Source organism: Clostridium sp. Marseille-P7770 (genome assembly GCF_902143525.1).
Classification (GTDB): Bacteria; Bacillota; Clostridia; order Lachnospirales; family Lachnospiraceae; genus Pilosibacter.
The window spans coordinates 58,447-81,566 of the sequence record NZ_CABFVC010000004.1; the positions used below are offsets into that span (position 1 = coordinate 58,447).

Genomic DNA, 23,120 nt, shown 5'->3' on the forward strand with positions numbered 1-23,120 from the left:
CCCTTACACGCGAAACGGTCATACGCCTTTTGATTAGCGCGGCGTTATCTGCTGGCGTCCAGCCATGCCACGCTGAAAAGGTATCCGGCCCCCTTTCCGTTTCCGGTAAAGCGCAGGAGAAATGGTTCATGCAGTCCGTCTTTCGAGTAAAATCCGGGCTGCACCCTTGTAAGCTCCAGCATAACGTCCAGTGCTTCCAATAGCCGAGGGTCTATCCTGCGGTCTCCGTAAGAAACCACATCACCCCGCAGCCGGACATAATTGGTGCCTGTGCGCATCTGGCGAAGCATGATCTCCATGCGCCTTTCGTCAATTTTGATTCCCTGTGTACGGTAATGGGCCTGCACCAGAGCATGAAGCTGGCGGACACGCAGGTACTTAAACTCCTTGAGTATTTCGAGAATATACTTTTGCTGATTGGATAGCAGCATTGATCTTCCTCCCGATCGAGTAGGAGGCGGCTTTCGCCGCCGACCTCTCACACCACCGGACATGCGGTTCCGCATCCGGCGGTTCAGTTAACTTGACACTTTTACAAAGTACGTTTCCGCAGATAATAGTCCGAATTTTGCAAGGCGTGCNGATCGAGTAGGAGGCGGCTTTCGCCGCCGACCTCTCACACCACCGGACATGCGGTTCCGCATCCGGCGGTTCAGTTAACTTGACACTTTTACAAAGTACGTTTCCGCAGATAATAGTCCGAATTTTGCAAGGCGTGCATTGGACATTGCGTAGCATACTGCCTCTGAACGGCAGATTCGGGCATATCCATGAGACCATGCTGCTTTCGCTGCATTTCTTTCTCCCACTCCAAGCTTCATCAGATTTTTAAATTTGTTTTGCGGAGTTTTCCAGTGTTTCCATATACACATTCGAAATCTGTATCGGAGCATTGTGTCCAATTTTCGGGTTACTGTAAGGATTGATCCAATTTTAAAGTAGTTAATCCACCCTCTCAGGACCTCTGATATTTTCTGTGCTTTATACGAGTTGCTTACACCCCATTTACGGCATGTAAGCAGTTTCAGCTTCTTTACTACTTTTTGGATTGACTTCTCATGTGCCTTTGCCTTATATTTCTTTTCCTTGAACTGATTGTAGAAAGTAAAGCCCAGATATTTTATTTCTGTGGGGCGTCCTATTTTGCTTTTCTTCCGGTTCACTTTTAATGGAAGTTTAGATTCAATGTATCTTGTAACTGATTCCATTACCCGGATAGCTGCTTTCTGACTTCTCACTAAAATGATACAGTCATCTGCATACCTCACAAATCTTAGTTTTCGCGTTTCAAGTTCCCAATCGAGTTCGTTCAGTATAATATTTGCAAGAAGTGGCGAGAGATTTCCTCCTTGTGGAGTTCCTATCTCCGTTTTCTCCACTTGCTCACCGAGCATAACACCACTCACCAGAAATTTTCGGATTAGCGACAGGGTTTTCCCATCTTTGATTTCTCTATTTACAATGGAAATGAGCTTATCATGATTTACCGTATCGAAGAATTTCTCCAAGTCAAGGTCAACGACCCAGTTATATCCCTCATTCATATATTCGACTGCTTTTAATACCGCTTGTTGTGCACTCTTTCCGGGTCTAAAACCATAGCTGTTTGCATGAAATTTTTCCTCATATATTGGTCCTAAAACCTGCGATATTGCCTGTTGAATCATTCGGTCTGTCACTGTCGGAATTCCCAATTTCCGTTTGCTTCCATCTTCCTTTGGAATTTCAACCCGTTTTACCGGCATAGGCCTGTATGATTGATTCCTTACACTTTCTCTGAGTTGCGCTCCATTGGCTCTCAAATGAGAGAGTAAATCTTCGCATTCCATTCCATCCACCCCTGCCGCGCCTTTATTCTTTATTACCTGCTGATACGCACGGTTTAGGTTATCTTTGGACAGTATGTCTTCGATTATTGTACTTTGTTTTTCCATGCACTGTTTCCCTTCCTTTTCGTGAGTTTCGACCACTTAGTACTTGTGGTACTCCTCTCGGCATGTGTTTCGTCTAAACTCTCAATCAGGACGTACTCCAGCTGATTAACTGTTCTGTCCTTTGCTCCATCCGGTTTCCCGGACTTCTTCGCTACTATGACATCTGCTGACTTCCTATGATTCGTTGTTACTATGGCTAATGGAACCACTCATAGGATCTCCCCGGTTAAAATACGCCATCTTTCCCATCATCTATCCGCCATGTCTACTACCAGTTCCACGTTAGCTATTGGACTTCAACTTATTCAGCAGTCTCATCCGAACTGTAAGCCTTATACATGATTTCTGTCCGTCGGACCAATGGTTTGCCGCAGGCTTCCTTCAGATTCCACCTTACAGTGGACACCCTTGCCATGTTGGCTATGTGCTTCCCGCTAACAGGCGCACTTAGGACTTTCACCTTTAAGAATAACGTTCGCGCCGGGCGAACTGAACTACCCATTGTCTTAAGCCAATGGGCTTCCTGATTCATCGACCTCGTAACCTACTATCTCCACAGGCGTTAATTTGGGCAGTCCCTGCCCTATATATTTCTTTATGCTATTTGTCTTAATCCTTCTGTCAGTATATTTTTCGCAGCATTGATATCCCTGTCATGTTCTGCTCCGCATTTCGGACATATCCATGTCCTCACTGACAAATCTTTTGTATCTGGATTCTGATACCCGCAAACAGAACATAATTGACTACTAGCATAAAATGTATCTATTTTGATGTATTTCCTGACATTCCATTTTGCCTTATACTCTAACTGTCTTATCAGCTCATACCATGATACATCACTTATGGCTTTTGCCAGATGATGATTTTTTACCATGTTTTTTATCTGTAAATTCTCTGAAACTATCACTTGGTTTTCGCTGATAATCTCATGTGAAACTTTATGTAGATAATCTTTTCTTATATTCCTTATTTTCTCATGGCATAATGCTATCTTTTTCTTTGTTTTATAATAGTTCTTGCTTCTCTTTCCTTTATGTGACAGTTGCCTTTGCAGCTTTACAAGCTGTTTCTCGTATTTTTTTATAATTTTTAGATTCTCATATACCTTCCCATCGGAAGTAATACATAAATCTTTAATTCCTAAATCGATTCCTATGTTATGATTTGTATGTGCCAGTTCCTTATGCTCCGTTTCTACAAGTATGGACACATAGTATTTTCCACTGGAAACCTGCGAAACGGTCGCTGACTTAATCTGCCCACTATATTCCCTGTGTAACCTTGCTTTTACCGCTTTTAATTTTGGCAATTTTATCTTCCCTGTCTCAAAACCTACCGCAATATTTCCATTTGTGAAGTTTGTTGTGTATGATTTATGGTTATCGTGTTTGCTCTTGAATTTCGGATATCCTGCATGTTCCTTAAAGAATTTTTGATATGCAGCGTCCATGTTATAGATTGCGTTGGTCAGAGCAAATTTATCGATTGCTTTTAACCATTCATAGTCTTTCTTTAATTCTCTGTTACAGTAATTATTACAATCCGTTTTACTAACTGACTTTTTCTCTTTCTCGTATATTTCTTTCCGATATGCCAATGTCTGATTGTAAACAAAACGGCAACAGCCAAATGTTTTTGCAATCTGAATTCTTTGTTCGCTATTAGGATATATCCTGTATTTATATGCTTTTAACACCCACTGCCGCCACCTTTCTACCCTTGATTTTCTCTATATTTTCGGGGCATCTCTTCTGAAACATTTCCTACACTGCAGACAAAATATCCGTCCGTCCAAAAAGTATGTTCTTTCCAGAAATGTTTTCGTAGATAATCCGGATATCTTTTCCAAATATGATATGTTGTATAACTCTTCATCAGATTTACTATTTTACTGATAGACATTGTTGGTTCTGTTTCTATCATGTAATGAATATGATCTTTATCTGTCTCCATATATCTGATAATGACTTTATGCTTTTGACATATCTCATAAGAAAACTGCTTTATATCATCTGATATTTGTTTTGACATCAGCAACTTCTTTCTATACTTGCATACGAAAATAATATGATACTGTAACAAATATTTGTGTCTGTTTTTTGATTTCCACGTTCCCATAACGCAAGTATAGCACAAACCTCCACTTCCGGCTACCTTAACCCACCGTCTAAAGCCAGTGGGATTGCGGTAGCCCTCTTTTCAAGCTCTTTCAAATAGTCCTCTCTCGACATTGCCGCGTAATCAGCGACCTCTAATGCCCGATAGTGTTCCGAAAAGCAATCCTTAGAAAAGGCATCGCAGGCCAATTTTAACATCTGCGTATAAGTCGCACACGCCAGTGGCCCTCGTACAAGTGACAGGCTTTCCAGGATTTCCTGATCTGTGTAGCTTTTTATCTTTTGTGCACCAATCTTCTCGCTTAACCAGATTGGTGCATCAGCATTATACCGATTAAGTTCCGTTACGATTTGCGCATGACAAAAGAACTCATACTCCGGCAATTCCATGACCCGATCAATCAAATGATTGCCGCCATCATCTTGAACAGAGTGCGTTTTGGAAATGAAGTCAGTATCCAGCAGTGCGTATCTTTTCACTTCGATCTGACACCCCCTCAATCCAAGCCGTACTCTTTTTTCAATTGAGTAAGGTAGGCCACATCTTCTTTTTCTCTGGATTCCGTCAGATACTCATGCTGTCTGTTGTACTCAACTTTCTCAAGGAGTGTGCCAAAAGATTCTGTTCCTTTTCCATCGAGCTGCCAGCGTTTTGCTTTACCTGTCAGCGACGCTCTTTCCATTACATCCTCAGAGCCTACCTCCAGCAGCTTTTCAGCCTGCTGATGAGATATGTTCCCGCTTTCAAACAAGCGCAGTACAACTGCCTTGTAGGGCATTGCAAACATATCCATTAGCATCAGGACAGAATCTACCGTAACCAAATCTTTATCAAGTCCGTACAGCAGAATCTGCTCGTGGAGCAGTTGATCCGGCATCAGAAGAAGTCCTGCAAAGGCGTTTGCTTCCAAGTCCTCCTGCGTTCTTCCTGTTTCATCACCAGTTGCCGAATCCAGCATAGAACCATTTTTTATATAGCTCTGGTCTGCATTTTCCACATAGCAGTAGATATGATACAATTCATGCGCCGCAGCAAAAAACTGCTTACAAAGCGGAAGTGCTGTATTTACGCACACAAAAATCGTATCTTGCTTCAAAAAGGTCAATGCCCATAATTCATCATCATGGATCGGGTAACGAAGCATTTCCAGCGCGATTTCTTTCTTTCTGGCATAGTTCTGTATAACGGCAAAGATATTATCCTTGATAATGGAATTGCCGACATACTCTGCCGAAAATTGTCTGACGATGGATTGGATTTCATCAAATTTCTTGTTTTGGCTTACAAAGAGGCTATCTTCCAGAACATTATTCATCACTTATCCTCCCAGGGCTGCTCCATCTTTTTGCCATTCTCGCACACCCTAGTATGGAACAGAATCATATCGGACAGTTCATCCGCAAGCTGGATTCCCTTTCTTGCCTCCTCAGTTTTAACACGCCCCATAAACGCATGAATCACATTTGTGTCCATTGGCTTTTCTGGCATCTTCATCAGAGAATCCATCGACACATGAAGGTATTCTGAAATCTTATGAAGTTCAATCGCATTGATCGCTCTTGCACCATTCATAATTTTGCTCATTGTCTGCTTGGAGACTCCAATTCCTTCTGCCAGATCAACCTGCTTTTTGTTTCCTTTTTTCAGTTCAGCCTGAATGTTGTTTGCAATTATCATATTTACATCCAGCATATAATCGCCTCCTATTCTTGTACTTATATTATACGCTCTCCCGCCAAGAATATCAACTATTTGGAGACTAATTTTAGTTTCACATTTATTTTGTCAACGTTTCAGTTACAATTCATTGCTCCCCTTCAGAATAGTGGTTTGCATTAAGGCTATAAGACTGAGTTTTCCTCAGCAGTAATTGATTTCATGGGCACAGCCAATGATACATCCTATGACGCAACCCATGATAACTTAGATGGTGACACCCATCAAGCTATCCACCAAGTTAGCCACCAAGATTCTACGCCGTCAGCAGTTATATTGCACCTAATACCCCATTCCCAACTCGACCAAAAGCGAATCCTGCGGATGCGAGGCAAACACATCATTCTCAACCGCACAGCGTAAAGAGTCTGTATTTCGTTTCAGTACATCCGATGCAGAAACAGCAGAAACCTGATATATCCCCTCCTCCAGATGCTTACGCAAAAAAACATAATTATATTTCGGCAGGTTCAAATCCAACATATCTGTATTATTCGTTATACCGTTAGTTTTAACCCTTCCTGTGCTCTGTATCGTCTGATTCAGAGCAAAAAAACGCCCCGTTGGTTTCCCAACGAGGTATATGATGCTTGCAGAGCGACAAATTGCTTTTTAGATTTTCTTCGCAATCGTAGACAGCTCCAAAATAATGCTCAGGAGATCACTTTTGACTTCCTCTTTTCTTGGATCGCTGCCCATCAAAGGATAATCTGTGCTGACATGCTGCTTGCTTGCCAGTCCCCGGCGGACCGCCAGCTCCTCCTGTGTAATGCCACGGGAAATGCGAACATCGTGAAGTCTCTTACCAAACTTTTTTGCGTCAAAATGCATGCGTTTCTCCTTCCGCACAGCCGGTACAGAACCGGACCAATGGAAGGTCAAAAAAGGAGCCGCAAACCATCCAATATGGTTACGATCCAGAAGATTGCGGATGCGCTGAATACTACTACTGAGTACCTGCTGGGAAGCAGCGGCACCTATGTCGTAGAAGCCCATGAAAAAGGCGGCGCTTGCACAATTATCAGCCTAACATCTGCATATGATAGAGCTTCACTTTTTCCTCGAACGGCAATCCCGGATCAATGCCGACTTCTTCCCACATCACACCGAACGGTGCGCCGCCATCTGTATATCCAGCAATAAAGACAAAACGATCATCGCAGTCCTCATACAGTTTTGCCAGACGCTCCCGTTCTTTCGCTTCTCTCTCCATTCTCCGCTGCCGAAGTCGCTGTTCTTCAGCCTGTTTAATCTGGTCGAGCTGCTCCTGTGTATAATTAACTCCAAGCTGCTGCAAATCTTTAGCGGCAGTCACAGCATCCACATGAAAGCGTTCCCGGTAATGCTTGTTCATCTTTTTCGGCGAGCCGGTATAGGTGAGCAGCCACTGCTTGCCTTTTCGGAGGCGTGCTTCCTTTCGCTCAGCCTTCGTCAGTTTCTTTGCCATTTGCGGAATCTCCCGGATTATTTGCTGATGACTTTTTGTTGCGCTTTTTCGGTGCTGTCAGCTCATGGCTCAAAGAAAGCAGGTCTTTGATGGCATCATCCAGCTCCGGTTTGCCAAGCTGAATACTGAGCCATTTTTCCTTGTTCATGTGATAGGCTGGAAAATAACCATCCTGCCCGCGTAGAGAGCCGATCAGCAGCGGATCGCTTTTCACATTGAGGACATCCATGATGCCTGCTTCCGGCAGTCCCAACTTATCAGCAGATACTTCCAGAACCACACCATACCATTTATGATTGTCGTCGTGCCGCAGCACAGCATTCCGGTCATGCCAGGGGTATTCCGGCTCTGTGCCGTACTGCTGGCGTATCCATGTAAATAATTCTTGTCGTGTCACTCCATCGATCCTCCTTCCAGCCGATCTATCATGTCTTTCGGTCAAAGATAACGATGTAAACCATCATCTCATTTTCCATCAGGAACGTACTGATGGTATCGACTGCAACCTTCAGAGCCTGGTCTTTTGGATAGCCGTAAATGCCGGAGGAAATCAGCGGAAAGGCCACCGATTGACAGCCATTTTCTTTCGCCAGGTTCAGAGATGTCCGATAACAGGACTCCAGAAGCTCCGGTTCCTGATGCTTGCCATCCCGCCAGCGCGGGCCGACTGCATGGATCACATATTTGCAGGGCAAACGGTACCCCTTTGTGATTTTTGCGCTGCCGGTCTCGCAGCCATGCAGTGTACTGCACTCTGCAAGCAGCTCCGGTCCGGCGGCACGATGAATGCAGCCATCCACACCACCACCGCCTAAAAGAGAAGTGTTGGCAGCATTGACGATTGCGTCAACACTCATTTTTGTAATATCGTTTCTGATAATTTGTAAGGGCATTGCTTATTTTTCACCTTTCTGCTGCCTCGTTAAACATGCTTCTTTTTCAATTCACGAATCAAAATTTCAACCTGTGATCCTGTAAGGAACGGTGACTTGAATTTAACGTTTTCTCGCTAATTGTAAATCAATAGTATCATGGATTTTTATTATACCACCATGGTTGTTAATTGCTTCTTTAATTTTAGCAAAGAACTCTGTTCTTATACTTTCTTCAATTGCAATATGGTTTGAATATGTTCCAAGAAGTTCAATATACTCATTTGCGGAAAATACTCGTTCTCGATAAAATAACTCATATCTAATATCTGAAAAACCATATTTGCTTGCAATCATTGCTATCTCTTTTGCCTGCTGTTCCGTATATTCAGATATTGTTTCACGTTCTTTATTGTAATACTTATTGTAATACAGGTCATAAATCTTATCTATTTCTTGTGAAAGCTCTATATTTTCTTTATCACGATACGGATGGTTCGCAAAACGTGCAAAAGCACCACCATTTTTCAGCATAGAAAATACTTTTTCATATCCGATTTTCTCTGGTACCCAATGAAAGGCCGTTGCAGAAAATACTAAATCAAAGGTATTGTCCTCAAACACTGTATCTTCAAATTTACCTGTAACGACTGAAAATTTTTGATACTCATTAAATTTATCTTTTAACAATTCAGAGAATCGTTTTCCACATTCTACTGCTGTCAATTGACATCCAGTTGCTAAAATTGGAGCCGTTGCTTGGCCTCCACCACTTCCCACCTCAACCACATTGCTATTTTCGTTAATAGGAATATAGTCAAGCAATGTTTGATACAATTCTTTTACATAACCAGGACGTGACTTCTCATATGTAGACGAAACTGTATCAAACGTCCATTCTAATCCTTTCAAAGCTGGCATTGCAACACACCTCCAAATCCGATTTATATTGCTGTTCTTATTATTTTATCAGATATTACCTACAGATTCCATAGCTTCATAGCTCAAAACCGTTCATCCGCAAACTGTTTAGCTATGTAAAGTGACGGCCCTTTCTAATGCCGGAATCTTTTCCTCTGAAATTCAGTGTGAGATACCCTTCGAGCATCTCACACTGATCAGCGGTCGTCAAATGACTATTCGTGCAAGCACGATAGTCACTTTCCTCCTCGCCATGACAAAAAGCACCCAGTTATTTGTTGCTGAGCGCCTGCATTAGAATCGTATTTAATTGTTCAGATTTGGTCAGATTATGCCAGACTCCAGTGAAAACGGCCCTCGTCAGGTCAAATGGGGGCAAATTTTTGTCACCCGTTTGGGTATAAGCCGCCTTGCTTCCCTCGAAAAACCTTCGGTTTTCCTCAATCACGGGCTTCGCCCTATGACATCAAATAAAAGAATGTGCCTTGGCACATTCTCGCGCCTCGCGCGGTCGCTTGCGACAATCTACATCTTCGCGCGAGTGCGCATCTTTGGCACGTTAGTGCCTTTTTATGCAGCAGGGAATTCCGAGGAATTTCCTGCTGCATAAAAAAGCTCCGCGCCATGCAAGCATGGGCGAAGCTTTTTATATTTGATGTCGCATGGCTCATGGCCATCGCGAAAATTATCGCTTGCTGAACTGCGGAGCGCGACGAGCTGCTTTGAGACCGTACTTCACGAAACCGAAGCTCGATTTTGCTTGATATTACGCGGTTTTTCAAGCCTTTTGCTCTTCGTCCACCAGTTCTTAAACCCACAATTTTGTGGGCTTTTGTCGGATTTTAACCCTAATCTTTTTTTGATGTGTCGATTGCTCTGTTGATCACCCCATGTAATTGGGCAGGTTTATTATACTTGACTTTGGCGTAAATGTCCATAGTCACCTTGCTGTTTTCGTGTCCGGCAAGATACTGTACGGTTTTAGGATCAACCGAAGCATAAATCAGGTTCGTGATATAGGTGTGACGCAATTGATGCGGTGTCACTTGAAAATCCATCGTATATACCAACTTCGGATTGTTCGGCTGATGCTCACCAAGTTTCGGCTTTACAACATGCTTAATCTTCTGCCCATTCACATAGGTGTAATAGCAGCGTTCTTCCGTAGAACGAACTGCTATGTACTTCCATACCCTCACGAACTGGGATTCAGCCAAAGCATTACCATTCCTGTCCGAGATCACATATTCCGATTTTGACTTTTCTTTTGCCTCTTTCAAACATTCCACCAGCTTGCCCGGAATAGGAATGTCCCTTTTAGCTGCTGGCGTTTTTAATTCTGTTGAAATCACTGGACGATTGTTCACAGAACGCCATGCTCGCCGTACCGAAATATATGGGGTGGCACCATCCAGGAAAACACAATCCCATCGCAGTGCAAGAATTTCTTCCCGCCGCAACCCTGCGTACAGCCCAATCATTACAAAAACATACGGTGGTAATCCCCTGATTGTATCCAGAAGAATTTTCACCTGCTCATCCGTCAATGCCTTCTTTTCCTGCTTTGGTGTTCCGCCTTTTGCAGAAAGCGACGCAGCCGGATTATAACTGATGATTTTGCTTTCTTCTGCTGAATAGAAAACACATTTGATCAGCATATTCATTTTGCTGTACAGGGAAGCTGATTGCTTGGAGATTGGAACCAGCAGCAAGCGAAGGTCATCGGTCGTCACTTCGTCCATATACATATCTCCAATAGCTCCAATAATGTATTTTCTTATCGTGCGCTCATATCCGCTCAATGTGTTTTCTCGCACACTCGCCGAGCGCATCTTCAACCATTTTTCGCAATACTCAGCTACTGTCGGATTATTCTTCCGGAATATTTCATCCTCAATACTGCGCTTCATCTCAACGGATTTATCGTACAGCTCTTCAGGAGTCTGTGCATATAGCGAAATCCATTTTCCATCCGCATCCTGCATTCGTGTTCTGTAATATTGAACCCCCCTCTTCATAATTGTTCCATATTCCGGCACTACTTTTTTTCTTGTCATTATTGTGTGGAGTAGGGAGCTGCCGCCTTACTATCTTGCAATAGCAGGTTTGCATCACCCTCTCCGGGAACCGTACTTACCTCTCTCGAAGTATACGGCTCTGTCATTGTTCGGTCAGAAAAACTCATTGATTGTGAATTAGANGTGGAGTAGGGAGCTGCCGCCTTACTATCTTGCAATAGCAGGTTTGCATCACCCTCTCCGGGAACCGTACTTACCTCTCTCGAAGTATACGGCTCTGTCATTGTTCGGTCAGAAAAACTCATTGATTGTGAATTAGATGGTGGCAGTGCTCACACACTACAAGTGTCTTTCGCCGTTTTGCTAACATTGCGATTTCCCACGGTTCTTTTCCTTTAAGGTTTTTCAGTTTATTGATATGGTGGATTTCGTAACGTTCGCTTTCCGTTGTGCCACAAAGTTCACAAATTCTTGCTTTCAAACGCTTCTCAAGCGGTGTTACCGACTGACCATAAATAATTGCGGCATTGCTAATGCAGTCTGTTGAAATTTTCGCATCTTTACAGTCCATATAGTTGGCGAAATAGCGGCGCTTGGCTTTCTTTTTCGTTTCGTAGGGGATACCCCATTCGCCAGTTCCGTCTTTATACATAGCAACAACTTTTGAGATTTTGCTTTTGTGTTTTGCTGCAAGCGTTTTTAGGCAGCTGTATTCCATAAGGTAAGACAGATATTTCAGTTTACAGAAGTTGCTGGCTATTCCGTAATAATTACAAATACCTCTCAACTCATCGTTGTAAACTGTGACTATCTCAAGGTCTGTCAGCCGTAGCAGGGAATTTCTGTGAACGGGAAATAGCTTTCCGTCCTTTTTCTGTATCGCTATACCCTTTGAGAAAATAAAGTTGTGGATTTTGTCATCGAATGGCACTAGCAGCTCAACATGGTTGTTGAGAGTTCTCGCTTTTGTGCCTTTCTTGTTCCGCTTTACTTTCTCACATCTTCTGACACGAACATCAAAACCTAAGAACCGGGCACATTCACCGCTGTGGGTAATAAGTGTCTTTTCTTCGCTGAGTTCCATCTTGAGTGTTTGCCCAATAAACTCAGAGAGTTTGCTCTTAATCCACTGGCAATCCTCTTTACTGCCCTTTACACCAATAATAAAATCATCTGCATAGCGGATATATTTGAGCTTTTTATCCGTCTGTGCTGTGCATGGAGTTTTCAAAAGTTGTTTGCGGAGTGTTTTACACTCTGCAATCATGTTTTCTCTTTCTACTCCATTCTTTCTGTCGATGTGGTAGCAAAGATTTTTGATTCTATTGTGCAGTTCACGGTATTCCGGGGTGATTTTCCCTTTTTCAGGAGTATCAAATTCGTCTTTTAGCTGCATGACGAATTTATCAAGTTCGTGCAGATAGATGTTTGCCAGCAACGGTGAAAGAATACCGCCTTGCGGTGTGCCGCTGTAGGTTTTGTGGTAAACCCAATCTTCCAAATATCCTGCTTTTAGAAATTTGTAGACCAGTTTTACGATGCGTGCATCTTTGACCTTGCTGCCGATAAATCCAACCAGTGCATCGTGATTTATATTGTCAAAGCACTCTTTAATATCCCCCTCAACAAACCAACGCACACCACCAAATTGGTACTTCAATTTGTCTAATGCGGTGTGACAGCTTCTTTTCGGGCGGAATCCATGCGAGCAGTCCAGAAAGAGCGGTTCATAAATTGCTTCCAATATCATACGGAGTGCTTCTTGAACCAATTTGTCCGTAAAGGTCGGAATACCTAATGGACGCTTCTTCTTCGGATTGCTTTTCTTTGCAATATAAGTTCGTCGTACTGGCGTGGGCTGATAGGTTTCATCTGCCAAGGACTGAATGATTTTTTCAATCTTAGCTTCGCTGAAACCGTCTGCTGTGTCTTGATTGATACCTTTTGTCGATGCACCCTTGTTCGTGTACAGACGCTGGTATGCCTGATAGTAAATATCTGGGCGCAGCAGATAGCGATACAATCTAGTAAATACTTCTTCCTTATGGGTTAATGAGTCTTTGCTGATTCTTTCTAAAATTTCGGTTGTTGGTTGCAATGAGGTTTTCCTCCCTAATCAACGTTCTATTTTAGTACACAATAACTACGCTCCTTCGCCATGTAAGGGTCATTATCCCTCTCGGACTACTATGAGCGTTCCGTACCCATGCAGGATTTTCAGGCTCTACAGCCATAGCCTTTTCAGGCGTTCCTGTGTAGGGTATCCCCAGTTAACATTGTGTGTAGGGAAATGCGGATTGTCGGTATGCGCTTTCGTTTCCTTGCCATAGGTTCTCCTACAGATTCCATGAACATTGAGATAACCGATGGATGGAAGAGCATCATCCATCGCGTTCATGACAGAGGTTTCAGACATTTTCCTCCGCCTGAAAATAACAGAAATTAGAAACTTGCGTATCAGTAAACCCAACTTCATCCTCGTATCCGCTTAACATGGCGGTTCAGTCGCACAATACTGTCTTTCAGTGACTTACCGCTTTCCTGCCGTGCTCTGTTCCCGTTTCAGCTTTCGCCTTTCGGTTAGGCAGGTTGTTTCCCGCGTTATCCTACGGGGTAGTCCCTTATGCTACACTACACAATGCCCTATCTGGGCGCACTTCCTCAATCTTGGAACGATCCAGCTCCGTAATGGTGTGCTTAATGGACTTGATTGCTTTATTCTGGTCTACCGACTGAATGTGCATGGTCACAATCTGGCTGGATTCCATATCCAAAAAGTCCTTCAGCAGCTGATCCGACAGGTCGGAAGCCGTAATCTGGAGATAGGACATGGAACCATACATCCCACCCATCTGAAAAACACGGTTCTTCGGAAAGGCAAAACCGGTCGGTGCAATAAAGTCCTTCACCGACAGCCCGCTCTCCGGCAGCCACTTCCAATCGAATTTGAATCGGTCATGGTCACCCATGTGGAACATATCGTGCATCAAATGAAGCCGTTCCTTGCCGTTCAGCAATTTTGCCCGGACACCCAAGCGTTTGAAGTTGTTCATCAGGTCGATCTCGATGTGAATGAGCCTCGGCTTTGCCTGCTTCATGGATTCCGCCTCAATGCCAAACGTCAGGTACTTCGTCTTGGTCAGGCCGTTGTTGCCCTGGGCAAGCTGACGGCGGAGCATGGTGCTGTACTCCGTGCGCACCGGATTAAAATGATCCTTCTGGTACGGGATACGCACCATCTTCTCAAAATTCGAGGCATCCGTAGCCATATTCATAAAAGAAAGCTCGAAGCGGATGCTGGAATCAAAGAAGTTCAGGAAGCTGCACCATTCCTCAAAGATAGCTGTCTGATCTTCCTGTTGTGCCAGCTGGTAATTGATGTCCTGAAACTGAATGGTTTTGGTATAGTAGTTGTCCGTCACACGGCAGATACCATCCGGGAACATCCGCTGAAAGGGAATGCTCTCCTGTGCCGAGTGCGGAACCGTGCGGTCACCCCTTGCACGGTCGATCACCGTCTGCACTTGTTTCTGCTCTGCGGCTGACAGATGAGACGGCATTCGGATGTCATCCTGCTTTTTATTCTTCGCTGTCAGCTTTTCGAGAATTTTGAACAATGCGATTTACCTCCATTTCCACGTCTGCCTGCTGTACCAGCAGTGCATAGTAATTTTTTGTTTTGTAAGGCCGCGTTTTCGGCCTCTTGAACTTTGCCTCATAGAAGTGCTTTGCCACCACTTCCAGCGGCTGACCGTCTTTCTCGTACATGGCAAGAAAGAAAAGCGGCAGCATTACTGCCATCATGCCAAGTGCGGCAAGGCTCAGATTCCCGCTGGATTTGAGCAAAAAGAAAACCGGAACGCCAATCAGCGCACCGGCTCCGAAGCAGAGAATCTGCCGTTTGGTCAGGTTCATAAAGACCTTAGTTTTGACCTTTGAAAGGTCTCGCGGCACAGAAATATAAGATGCCATGAATCATTCCTCCTCTCTTAGTGCGCTGCAAACACGGATTTCGCGAGGCTTCCCGTCTTAAACAGGGTAAATGCCAGCAAAACCGTATATCCCAAAACGCCCCAAATGCTGCTGATGATGTTATCCGAAAAGGACAGGTTCTGAATCAGAACTGCATAGATGCCTACACAGATCATGATAAGAAAGCCTTGGAATCCCAGTGCAAACAGGGAGCGCAGGTAGTTTTGACCAGTATGGCTCTGCTCATGGTTTCCAAAGGTTGCGAATGGAATCGGCGCAAGGCTCACCATGAGATATATTTCCACCATTCGGCCATACACGATGACAAAGATGATAGCCGACAATGCCAGCATCGTGACCTGAACCACAAAGGTCTGCAAATACAGTCCCAGCAGCGGTCCCAAGTCCATCCCTTCCAGTGTAGCCTGCATCGCTGTCAGGGTCGCATCGCTGACGGACGTGCTGCCGGAAATCAGACCGCCGCTTCGGGAAATCACTTGCTGCGCCACATCAAAGACAGCCATCGTGATATTGAATGTGTTCGAGATCAGAGTCACTGCCAGAAAGGTCTTAAAGACCCATTTGAAAAATGTCCAGGTCTCGAAATTTGCCAGATTGTTATGCTCGATGAGCATCTGGATCAGCTCATAACAGGCAATGAAAGTCAGCACCATTCCGGCAATGGGCAGGATCACGGATTCCGAGATGTTGCGGATCATAGAAAATACCGCAGGTGAAAAGTTCGCCGGTGTGGTTCCCACATCGCCTGCGATCTGTCCAACCTGCTGGTTGACCGAATCGAACATCCCTGAAAGATTTCCCATGATACCGCTGATGATCATGCTCTTGAGCCAATCTGTGATCTGTTCAAGGATACTCTGCATGAGCCGCCTCCTTCCTTACGCAAACACGCCGAACAGCTTCGCCATCCGGGACAGAAGCATGAACAGCTGGGAGAAAAGAGACAGTGCCGATGCAGTTATAGTAAGAAACGCCATAGATTTGTCCTCCTGTAACTTGTCCGGCCTATCAGCCGGTGCGATTCTAAACTGCGGTTCTGCGCCATACTTCCAACATGTGCACCTGCCGGAGAGCGCAGAAAATAGCCAGCTGCGGAGATTGCCTGCACCTGACTATGTAACAGGCAGCTTTCGCCGCCCGGTCGGAATCTTCGCTCCGACAGCTTTTGCTTAACCGAACAGACCGGAAAGCAGCGGCACCAGAGTTGTGCCGATCAGTGCCACGCCGCCACCAGCCATCAGCTGTTTTATCCCCAATTAGGTGTAAAACTCTGCTCGATGGCGGGCGGCGGCGTACAAAAAATCTATATGGTGTTTTTAAGAGAATCGTCCCGGCGGGACAGGTCAGGCAGTGACCTGTTCCACCTCCGGGATGGGTTTGAGATTAAAATGAATTTCGATAGAAATGTGTCTTGTTTTATCTTCGTCAATGCGCTCATGCACGACGATTTCTTTGATTAAGCGNCGTCCCGGCGGGACAGGTCAGGCAGTGACCTGTTCCACCTCCGGGATGGGTTTGAGATTAAAATGAATTTCGATAGAAATGTGTCTTGTTTTATCTTCGTCAATGCGCTCATGCACGACGATTTCTTTGATTAAGCGGTTAAGGGTGGCTGCGTCCAGCTCTGTGATGTTGGCATATTCCTGAATGGCTTCCACCCATTGTTTTGCGTCATTGGCAAGCTGGGCTTCATCGGACAGCCGCTTCCTGCCCTCGGACACTTTTGCTTTAAGCTCCGTCTGCTCGGTCTGTGTCTTTTCCAGCATGGTGTTGAAATTCTGCTCACTGATACGCCCTGCAATCATATCCTCATAAAGCCGCATGACCATTTTATCCAGAACCTCAATCCGTTCCTCGTCCCTTGTAAGGGAGCGTTCCATTGCTTCCCGCTGTTCCCGCTGCTCGGCTTCACAGGTATTAGTCAGGCGGTCGGCAACCGCTTTCCCGTCCATCAGGGCAGCTCTGGCACATTCCCGGATTTTCCGCAGCACATGGCTGTAAAGGGTGTCATAGTCAATCCGGTGCTGGGTGCAGTGGTTCTTTCCAAAGGCATTGTAGGTCTTGCAGGAATAAATCTGCTGGGGATGTTTTGCGTTTGTGTAGCGTATCGTCAGCGACTTCCCACACTCGCCGCATTTTATCAGTCCGGCAAACAGGCTGATTTCATTGGTCTGTCCCGGACGCTGGCGGGATTTCAGCTTGTTCTGCACAATATCAAAGCTCATGCGGTCAATCAGCGGTTCATGCTGTCCCTCCACCACAATCCAGTCCTCCGGCTTCTTTTCCCCAATCGTGCCGATTTTGAAGCGGTAGTCCTTTTTCTGGGAAGCAATCGCCCCAGTGTAGACGGGATTCATCAAAAGGTCTTTGATAACGGAGAAGTCCCACATATACCGCCCATTTTCCGGGTCTTTCTTTTCCCATTTGGTGCGGGTATTGCGAAGCCCCCGTTCCCGGTTCCACCATGTGGGGCAGGGGATTTTTTCTTCCTCCAGCCGTCTGCGGATATAGTTCGGACCATGACCGTTTAGGGCATATCCGAAAATCAGCCGCACAATCGGGGCGGTTTCCTCGTCAATGAGCAGATGGTTTTTGTCCTCCGGGTCTTTCCGATACCCAAACGGGGCAAGACACCCCGTAAAATGTCCTTTCTGCGCTTTCATAAGATAAGAGGAATGGACTTTCTTGGAAATATCCTTGCTGTACATCTCGTTCAGGATATTCTTGAACGGGGCAATATCGTTGTTATCCCGCAGGGTGTCGATACCGTCATTCATGGCGATATAGCGGACACCGTTTCTTGGGAAAAAGTCCTCAATCAAATGCCCGGTTTGCAGATAGTTACGCCCCAGACGGCTGAGGTCTTTCGTGATGACAAGGTTGATCTGCCTGCGCTCAATGGCTCTCAACATTCTCTGTAAATCAGGACGCTCCATATTAAGACCTGTGAAACCATCGTCCTGATAGACTGCCACAACCTCCCATCCCTGCTTTTCGCAGTATTTTTCCAGCATATCACGCTGGTTTGCGATACTGGCACTTTCGCCTTGTAGGTCATCGTCCTTTGACAGCCTGCAATAGACCGCTGCACGATAGCCCCCGGCAAGTGCCTTTCCGATTGTTCTATATTCCATTTCGTTCATCATAGCCATTTACCCACACAATCCAGACGGTATCTGGCTCTTTTGAACCTCATCTTCATTATACTTCAAATCTTTCTTTTTAGCAAGATATTCTTTTGTATTTGTCTTTCCATATTTCTGGGAAATCAGGCTGACGAACACATCGGTTGCGTCCAGTTCCCCGTCAAACACCGTTGTAACATGAATCTCTGTTTTGTTTTTTGCCATAGGCAGTTATCCTCCATACATGAAAATAGCCAGACAGAGGGTGTCGGCAACGAAGTCCGGCAACGGGCTTCAAAAGACCTTGCAAACAATCTCAATCTGGCGATGGTTACTATTTATACTTTTCTTTTATTTTTCTGTTGTTTTGGTTGTCATAGGGGAGAAAAGCCGATAGTTTCGGGATTTTCCCCGGCAACCGGCTCGGCAACGGGATAGCAACAGGGGGTGCAACGGGCTGTCATTTTCAGAATGGAAGCTCCATCTGTTCTGTGACCTCCACAAAACCATCCATCGTTTTTTCAGACGGGTTGCCGGAGTCCGTTGCCGGGTTTTCACGCTCCCAGCCCTTTTGTCTGCCATATTCTGAAAACATTCTTGGGTTCGGGAAGTACCGCCAGCGGTCAATGCACTGGTTCATAATCTCGTTGATTTCCCGGATTTCCCATTGTTTCGGCTCGTCAAAGGCATGGTTCAAGGCTTCCTTGTAGAGCTGCTTGGAGCAGACCATGCTCCCGGTGTACTTATCAAGATACGCCTGTATCATCCCGGCTTTGGTGTCCTCCGGCATAAAATCCCGCTGGTGTTCTTTGAGATACCGCTGCATGGCGGGGCTGAAAGCCAGCTTGAACCTGCCGCTTCGGTAAATCTCCATAGCTTCTGCCCACATCTGCTCGATATAGGCTCTGGAAGCAGCTTCATCCTCCAAAATGTGAACCTCGGCTTGCTCCGGGTACACCATGACGGGGATAAAGCGGCGGTTGCCGGAACGGTCAAGGGGCAGGAAGTCAAGGGCATTGGAAGTGCCGCCAAACACGCACTGACGGGGGCGGTCTGCCGGGTGGGTTTCATAGGGTATCTTGTAAACCTCTTTCTGCCGGCTTAAAAATGACTTGATTTCCTCAATGCTCTTGGCGTTTGCGGTTGCCATCATTTCCGACATTTCGATAATCCAGTGACCTTGCAGCTTGCGATACACATTGTCATCGTCCAGCTTCCGCAAATCATCGGAGAACCACTCGTCCCGGACTGCCAGCAGACGGAAGAAGGTGGACTTGCCAGCCCCCTGACCACCTACCAGACAGAGCATGATTTCAAACTTGCACCCCGGCTGAAAGGCTCGTGAGATTGCACCCAGCAGGAACAGCTTCAACGCTTCATAGGTGTAATCGTCTGCGTCAGCCCCCAGAAAGTGCCGCAGGCAGAAACGGATTCGTTCTGTCCCGTCCCACACAAGGGTATTGAGATAGTCCCGGATGGGATGGTACTTGTTTTCATTCGCCACAATCCCGATGGCGTTATCAATCTTTTTCTCATTGGTAAGCCCATAGGTTTCTTCCAGATAAAGAAGCAGATACTTCATGTCCGTATCGTTCAGGGCGGTGCTTTCCCTGTGAAAACCGATGGGCTTTATGATGTCCTTGCGGTCGGTCAGAATGTTGTATGCGATAGCCCCGGAAAGCAGCGGGTCACGCTGGAATACGGTCAGGCAGTTCCGTATGCTCTGACGGACACCGCCTTTCTCGGTAGTTTCCAGCCCCGCCTTGATTTCCTCAATGCTCTGGGGCGGCTGCATAGCGTTCATGGTGTTTTTTAGTTCTTGCTGCGTCTGCGGCTGCAAGCTCTGCCATTCGTTGTTCAAGCTGTATCACATCCTTTCCGTAGTCCGTAATCAAAGCCGCTTTTTCCTCTGTCTCCCCGAACAGCAGCATATCCAGCAGATATTCCACTTGGGCTTGCTTCTGTAAGGCTTCCACAAACCGGGGATGAACGGCTTCCTCCGGGGAGTGCGGGACATAATCCTTTCTCCATGCCCTAAGCAGGTGGAGATAATCGGCAAGGATACGGAAGCAGCGGTTCTTTGCTTCCTGAAACTGTTCCTCCGGGGATTTCTGCCGGGGCTTGGGCTTTTTTACCTTTCCCGGCGGTTTCCAGTCCTCATGGGAAATTCCAAAGTCCTGTGCCAGTTGTACGGCGGCTTCTTTCTTTCCCAGCCCATACAGGGCGGCGGTAAAATCAATCACATCCCCATCCGCACCGCAGCCGAAGCAGTGGTAACGCCGATCCAGCTTCATGCTTGGGGTTTTATCGTTATGGAACGGGCAACAAGCCATCCCGTTCCGACCTACACGGATTCCATAATGCTCCGCAGCCTGTCTTGTTGTAACGGACTGCTTCACAGCTTCAAATACATTCAAATCTATCCCTCCTTAAAAATAAGAAAAGCACCTGACATTCTCTGATTGAAAATGGCAAGTGCCTGTTAAAGTTCCATATCCTGTTGTTTGTGTTTCGTCTGTGCCGGGACAGTTCTTTGTGCTTTTTTCTCGTTCGCCTTATCCTGCAAGACTTCTTTGAGGGACTGCTTCTTGGACGGCTCTTTGCTTTCTTCTGTGCCGGGTGTGGCTTTCCGTACCCAGTAGCGGATGTCCCGCAGCTTCTTCAAATCCTCCTGTACCTCGGTCAACGGTACTTTCAGTTCTGCGATTTCGCTGAGAAGCGTTTCCTGCTCCTCTTGCAGCTCCTTTTGGGTACTGTCCTTATCGTCCGGGTGCTTGGCAAGGTAGTCAGCGGCTTTCTCATACCGGGCAACCTCCGGGTGTTCCTGTTTGAATTTCTCCTTTGTTTTCTTAAAAAATATCTTCTGGTACTTCTCATAGACAGCCTTACATTCTTTGCAGTCTGTCCGGCTGGCAAGAATCCCGTCAATCACTTTGCTCCGGGCTTCCTTTGGCTTCATCTGATTGCGGTAATCTGCGGCTGATTTCCCGGAAGATTCCAGAAACGCTTCTAAGTCCTCCACAGTGGAAAGCCCCTTTTGCCGGAGATAGGACAGGGCTTCGCTGACTGCCTTTAAGTCCTGTGAAGTTCCCCGGTTCTGTCCAGCCCTTGTCCAGTCCTTCCGTTCTTCCTTTCGTATCTCCATATACTTCATCAGCAGATTGGGAAGAAGTGTCGCTTCCTCCGCCGCCTTTTGTGCAAGCAGCTCCTTCCGTTTTTCTCCCAGCTCGGTAATCCAGCCTTTGAGGTTTTGGATAAGCTGCCGGATGGACTTCATCAGGCGGTTGGCGGCTCTGATTTCCCGGTTCAGGTTGCCGATATTCGTCTGGATACCACGTTTTTCCATCTGCCGGACAGCAGCCCCCTCATGGACAGTAGGGACAATATCAAGCCCCTGTCTGGCATAGGAACGCAAGTCCACACGCTCCGGGCGGTCATTGGCTTCCAGATAGCGGTTCTGGATGACCTCCCACTCATGCCGCCAGATTTCACAATACTTCTGGTCGTTCCAGTCCACCGTATCCTCCTTGTGACTTTTCCATCTGCCGGACGGAAGTTTTATTCGTTCCCCATTTTCGTCAAGGTCATAAACCTTACGGCTCTTGGGAAGCCATTTCCCATGTTCGTCCATTGCCCTCATAGTCAGCAGAACATGGGCGTGGGGATTGTGTCCCGGCGGATGGGGGTCATGGATTGCAAAATCAGCAATCATGCCTTTGGAAACAAACTGCTGCTCACAAAACTCCTGGACAAGGACAGCATACTGGTCGGGTGGTATCTCTCTTGGGATGGTAAGCACCCACCTCCTTGCAAGCTGGGAGTTCCATTGTTTTTCCACAGCTTCGGCGGCGTTCCATAAGGTATTACGGTCTGCATACTCCGGCGGGGCATTTGCTGGGAGCAGAATCTCATTGTGGACGATACCACGCTTTTCCGGGTAGTGCTTCACTTGCTGGTCGTATTCACAGAACAGCTTTTCGCCACTCTGGTAAGCAGCGGCGGCAACCGCAGACTGCCGCTGGCTGCGCTGAACAATCGTGATTTCGTTGTGTGGACAGGGCATTTCGTGTCCCTCCTTTCGCTAATTGGTGGACGGGGTGGCGTTTTACCACCTCATTTTGGGCAGAAAAAAAGCAGGAGACCTTTTTCAGATTTCCTGCTCGGTGTGCCGCTATGTGGGCGGCGGGTATTTAATTGTAAAAGTTCGGGGCAAGTTGACCCGATGTGAAGCTGACAAACTCGAATTTATTTTGGCAAATCATCTTCCGCTTTAAAATTCACATTACTGTCATCGATCGAGATTGTGATCGTGTAGTTATAGATTATACCATCTTCTGTTTCCAGCCTAAATGTTACCGCACCACCTCCGAGATACTGAAAATCAGGTTCGTCAGACATTCTTGCATATGTGCCATACTGTTGAAAGTATCCGTCTGCATCAAAGAACGCAACATTGCTTGTTTGCTCCTTATCGTTCCGGAAGAGTACTGCACCAACACGGTCACTAGCATGATCTGGAATTAAAACACAGTCTATGTATTCCCAATCTGTTTCTTGCACAAGAGAGAACATCGACACAATATCTTGTTCAGACCAGATTTTTCCTCCATTCAGATTACTGATATCTGTATTCTGAACCGGATTGCTGGCAGAATCTGATGTTTCTGGCATGGCGTCTTTGCTGCTGCAGGCGGACATTCCTAATACACAAACCGTCATGAAAATAAAAAGCAATGCTCTCTTCATATGAACACCTCCTCAAATCCCGATTGTTCTAATTTTTTTTACGCCCACCTTCTTGCCCTTCGGACAAGAAGTATCCCTCGCTCAAAGAGCTCGGTCAATTCCGATTTGTTGTCATCTTCATTATACTTCATTGGCTATCGAAAAGATAGCATATTTTATGAAACTTGTCGGCTGGGAACAGCTTGCAACGCAAGGTGTCCCCAGATGGCAAGTACACAAAAGGGTAG

Annotated in this window: 22 protein-coding genes and 3 pseudogenes; all 25 read right to left on the bottom strand. The window is 45.9% G+C overall.

Annotated features, from left to right (window positions below; genetic code table 11):
• Positions 1-44 precede the first annotated feature (44 nt).
• Entirely contained in the window at positions 45-431 is a 387-nt protein-coding gene (locus tag FN001_RS10445; protein ID WP_142411786.1) for a hypothetical protein, read from the bottom strand.
• 225 nt (positions 432-656) lie between these two features.
• Complete coding sequence (ltrA, locus tag FN001_RS10450; RefSeq protein WP_142411787.1) at positions 657-1,934, bottom strand: group II intron reverse transcriptase/maturase; 1,278 nt, start codon at positions 1,932-1,934, stop codon at positions 657-659.
• Positions 1,913-2,143, bottom strand: a complete 231-nt coding sequence (locus FN001_RS18115) for a hypothetical protein (RefSeq protein ID WP_185911804.1) — start codon at positions 2,141-2,143, stop codon at positions 1,913-1,915. The genes ltrA and FN001_RS18115 overlap by 22 nt, the downstream gene beginning before the upstream one ends.
• Before the next feature lie 386 nt (positions 2,144-2,529).
• The gene (tnpB, locus tag FN001_RS10455; protein ID WP_142411788.1) at positions 2,530-3,633 is read right to left on the bottom strand and encodes an IS200/IS605 family element RNA-guided endonuclease TnpB; all 1,104 of its coding nucleotides are present in this window, start codon (positions 3,631-3,633) and stop codon (positions 2,530-2,532) included.
• Positions 3,634-3,650: 17 nt separating this feature from the next.
• Complete coding sequence (tnpA, locus tag FN001_RS10460; RefSeq protein WP_142411789.1) at positions 3,651-4,055, bottom strand: IS200/IS605 family transposase; 405 nt, start codon at positions 4,053-4,055, stop codon at positions 3,651-3,653.
• A 32-nt stretch (positions 4,056-4,087) separates the two neighbouring features.
• Complete coding sequence (locus tag FN001_RS10465; protein ID WP_142411790.1) at positions 4,088-4,534, bottom strand: hypothetical protein; 447 nt, start codon at positions 4,532-4,534, stop codon at positions 4,088-4,090.
• 17 nt (positions 4,535-4,551) lie between these two features.
• Positions 4,552-5,370 (bottom strand): ImmA/IrrE family metallo-endopeptidase, encoded by an 819-nt coding sequence (locus tag FN001_RS10470; RefSeq protein ID WP_142411791.1) that lies wholly within the window; start codon positions 5,368-5,370, stop codon positions 4,552-4,554.
• Entirely contained in the window at positions 5,370-5,747 is a 378-nt protein-coding gene (locus FN001_RS10475; RefSeq protein WP_142411792.1) for a helix-turn-helix domain-containing protein, read from the bottom strand. The genes FN001_RS10470 and FN001_RS10475 overlap by 1 nt, the downstream gene beginning before the upstream one ends.
• A gap of 636 nt (positions 5,748-6,383) precedes the next feature.
• On the bottom strand, positions 6,384-6,602 hold the full coding sequence (locus tag FN001_RS10490) for an XRE family transcriptional regulator (RefSeq protein WP_142411794.1): 219 nt from the start codon (positions 6,600-6,602) through the stop codon (positions 6,384-6,386).
• Positions 6,603-6,792: 190 nt separating this feature from the next.
• On the bottom strand, positions 6,793-7,218 hold the full coding sequence (locus FN001_RS10500) for a hypothetical protein (RefSeq protein ID WP_142411795.1): 426 nt from the start codon (positions 7,216-7,218) through the stop codon (positions 6,793-6,795).
• Positions 7,193-7,615 carry an MmcQ/YjbR family DNA-binding protein gene (locus tag FN001_RS10505; protein ID WP_142411796.1) on the bottom strand — a complete coding sequence of 141 codons (423 nt, stop codon included), beginning with the start codon at positions 7,613-7,615 and terminating at the stop codon, positions 7,193-7,195. The genes FN001_RS10500 and FN001_RS10505 overlap by 26 nt, the downstream gene beginning before the upstream one ends.
• A gap of 34 nt (positions 7,616-7,649) precedes the next feature.
• A pseudogene (locus FN001_RS10510) lies at positions 7,650-8,111 on the bottom strand (O-acetyl-ADP-ribose deacetylase); the annotation flags it as partial.
• A gap of 102 nt (positions 8,112-8,213) precedes the next feature.
• A complete protein-coding gene (locus tag FN001_RS10515; RefSeq protein WP_142411797.1) occupies positions 8,214-9,011 on the bottom strand; it encodes a class I SAM-dependent methyltransferase in 798 nt (265 codons plus the stop codon).
• A gap of 848 nt (positions 9,012-9,859) precedes the next feature.
• Positions 9,860-11,068 carry a site-specific integrase gene (locus tag FN001_RS10520; RefSeq protein WP_185911898.1) on the bottom strand — a complete coding sequence of 403 codons (1,209 nt, stop codon included), beginning with the start codon at positions 11,066-11,068 and terminating at the stop codon, positions 9,860-9,862.
• Between the two features lie 262 nt (positions 11,069-11,330).
• Positions 11,331-13,127, bottom strand: a complete 1,797-nt coding sequence (locus FN001_RS10525) for a reverse transcriptase domain-containing protein (RefSeq protein WP_142411016.1) — start codon at positions 13,125-13,127, stop codon at positions 11,331-11,333.
• Positions 13,128-13,686: 559 nt separating this feature from the next.
• A pseudogene (locus FN001_RS10535) lies at positions 13,687-14,646 on the bottom strand (VirB4-like conjugal transfer ATPase, CD1110 family); the annotation flags it as partial.
• Positions 14,609-15,001, bottom strand: a complete 393-nt coding sequence (locus tag FN001_RS10540; RefSeq protein WP_002576402.1) for a PrgI family protein — start codon at positions 14,999-15,001, stop codon at positions 14,609-14,611. The pseudogene FN001_RS10535 and the gene FN001_RS10540, both read right to left, overlap by 38 nt.
• 17 nt (positions 15,002-15,018) lie before the next feature.
• A complete protein-coding gene (locus FN001_RS10545) occupies positions 15,019-15,885 on the bottom strand; it encodes a VirB6/TrbL-like conjugal transfer protein, CD1112 family (RefSeq protein WP_005929916.1) in 867 nt (288 codons plus the stop codon).
• A 306-nt stretch (positions 15,886-16,191) separates the two neighbouring features.
• Positions 16,192-16,275 (bottom strand): annotated as a pseudogene (locus FN001_RS10550) (Maff2 family mobile element protein); the annotation flags it as partial.
• A gap of 228 nt (positions 16,276-16,503) precedes the next feature.
• Complete coding sequence (locus FN001_RS10555) at positions 16,504-18,174, bottom strand: recombinase family protein (protein WP_142411798.1); 1,671 nt, start codon at positions 18,172-18,174, stop codon at positions 16,504-16,506.
• A complete protein-coding gene (locus tag FN001_RS10560; protein ID WP_004612761.1) occupies positions 18,175-18,372 on the bottom strand; it encodes a hypothetical protein in 198 nt (65 codons plus the stop codon).
• Between the two features lie 241 nt (positions 18,373-18,613).
• Positions 18,614-19,951, bottom strand: coding sequence for a virulence-associated E family protein (locus FN001_RS10570; protein ID WP_038292699.1), 1,338 nt, complete (start codon positions 19,949-19,951; stop codon positions 18,614-18,616).
• Complete coding sequence (locus FN001_RS10575; protein ID WP_142411799.1) at positions 19,920-20,564, bottom strand: CHC2 zinc finger domain-containing protein; 645 nt, start codon at positions 20,562-20,564, stop codon at positions 19,920-19,922. The genes FN001_RS10570 and FN001_RS10575 overlap by 32 nt, the downstream gene beginning before the upstream one ends.
• 65 nt (positions 20,565-20,629) lie before the next feature.
• Positions 20,630-22,210 carry a MobQ family relaxase gene (gene mobQ / locus FN001_RS10580; RefSeq protein ID WP_142411800.1) on the bottom strand — a complete coding sequence of 527 codons (1,581 nt, stop codon included), beginning with the start codon at positions 22,208-22,210 and terminating at the stop codon, positions 20,630-20,632.
• A gap of 182 nt (positions 22,211-22,392) precedes the next feature.
• Positions 22,393-22,893, bottom strand: coding sequence for a hypothetical protein (locus FN001_RS10585; RefSeq protein WP_004798083.1), 501 nt, complete (start codon positions 22,891-22,893; stop codon positions 22,393-22,395).
• Between the last annotated feature and the right edge of the window lie 227 nt (positions 22,894-23,120).

Coding starts and splice junctions, on each gene's coding strand:
- FN001_RS10470 (WP_142411791.1), bottom strand. CDS start 5,370: ATGAATAATGTTCTGGAAGATAGCCTCTTTGTAAGCCAAAACAAGAAA.
- FN001_RS10500 (WP_142411795.1), bottom strand. CDS start 7,218: ATGGCAAAGAAACTGACGAAGGCTGAGCGAAAGGAAGCACGCCTCCGA.
- FN001_RS10585 (WP_004798083.1), bottom strand. CDS start 22,893: ATGAAGAGAGCATTGCTTTTTATTTTCATGACGGTTTGTGTATTAGGA.
- tnpA (WP_142411789.1), bottom strand. CDS start 4,055: ATGGGAACGTGGAAATCAAAAAACAGACACAAATATTTGTTACAGTAT.
- FN001_RS10475 (WP_142411792.1), bottom strand. CDS start 5,747: ATGCTGGATGTAAATATGATAATTGCAAACAACATTCAGGCTGAACTG.
- FN001_RS10545 (WP_005929916.1), bottom strand. CDS start 15,885: ATGCAGAGTATCCTTGAACAGATCACAGATTGGCTCAAGAGCATGATC.
- FN001_RS10570 (WP_038292699.1), bottom strand. CDS start 19,951: ATGAACGCTATGCAGCCGCCCCAGAGCATTGAGGAAATCAAGGCGGGG.
- FN001_RS10555 (WP_142411798.1), bottom strand. CDS start 18,174: ATGGCTATGATGAACGAAATGGAATATAGAACAATCGGAAAGGCACTT.
- ltrA (WP_142411787.1), bottom strand. CDS start 1,934: ATGGAAAAACAAAGTACAATAATCGAAGACATACTGTCCAAAGATAAC.
- mobQ (WP_142411800.1), bottom strand. CDS start 22,210: ATGCCCTGTCCACACAACGAAATCACGATTGTTCAGCGCAGCCAGCGG.
- FN001_RS10515 (WP_142411797.1), bottom strand. CDS start 9,011: ATGCCAGCTTTGAAAGGATTAGAATGGACGTTTGATACAGTTTCGTCT.
- FN001_RS10540 (WP_002576402.1), bottom strand. CDS start 15,001: ATGGCATCTTATATTTCTGTGCCGCGAGACCTTTCAAAGGTCAAAACT.
- FN001_RS10490 (WP_142411794.1), bottom strand. CDS start 6,602: ATGCATTTTGACGCAAAAAAGTTTGGTAAGAGACTTCACGATGTTCGC.
- FN001_RS10520 (WP_185911898.1), bottom strand. CDS start 11,068: ATGACAAGAAAAAAAGTAGTGCCGGAATATGGAACAATTATGAAGAGG.
- FN001_RS10445 (WP_142411786.1), bottom strand. CDS start 431: ATGCTGCTATCCAATCAGCAAAAGTATATTCTCGAAATACTCAAGGAG.
- FN001_RS10560 (WP_004612761.1), bottom strand. CDS start 18,372: ATGGCAAAAAACAAAACAGAGATTCATGTTACAACGGTGTTTGACGGG.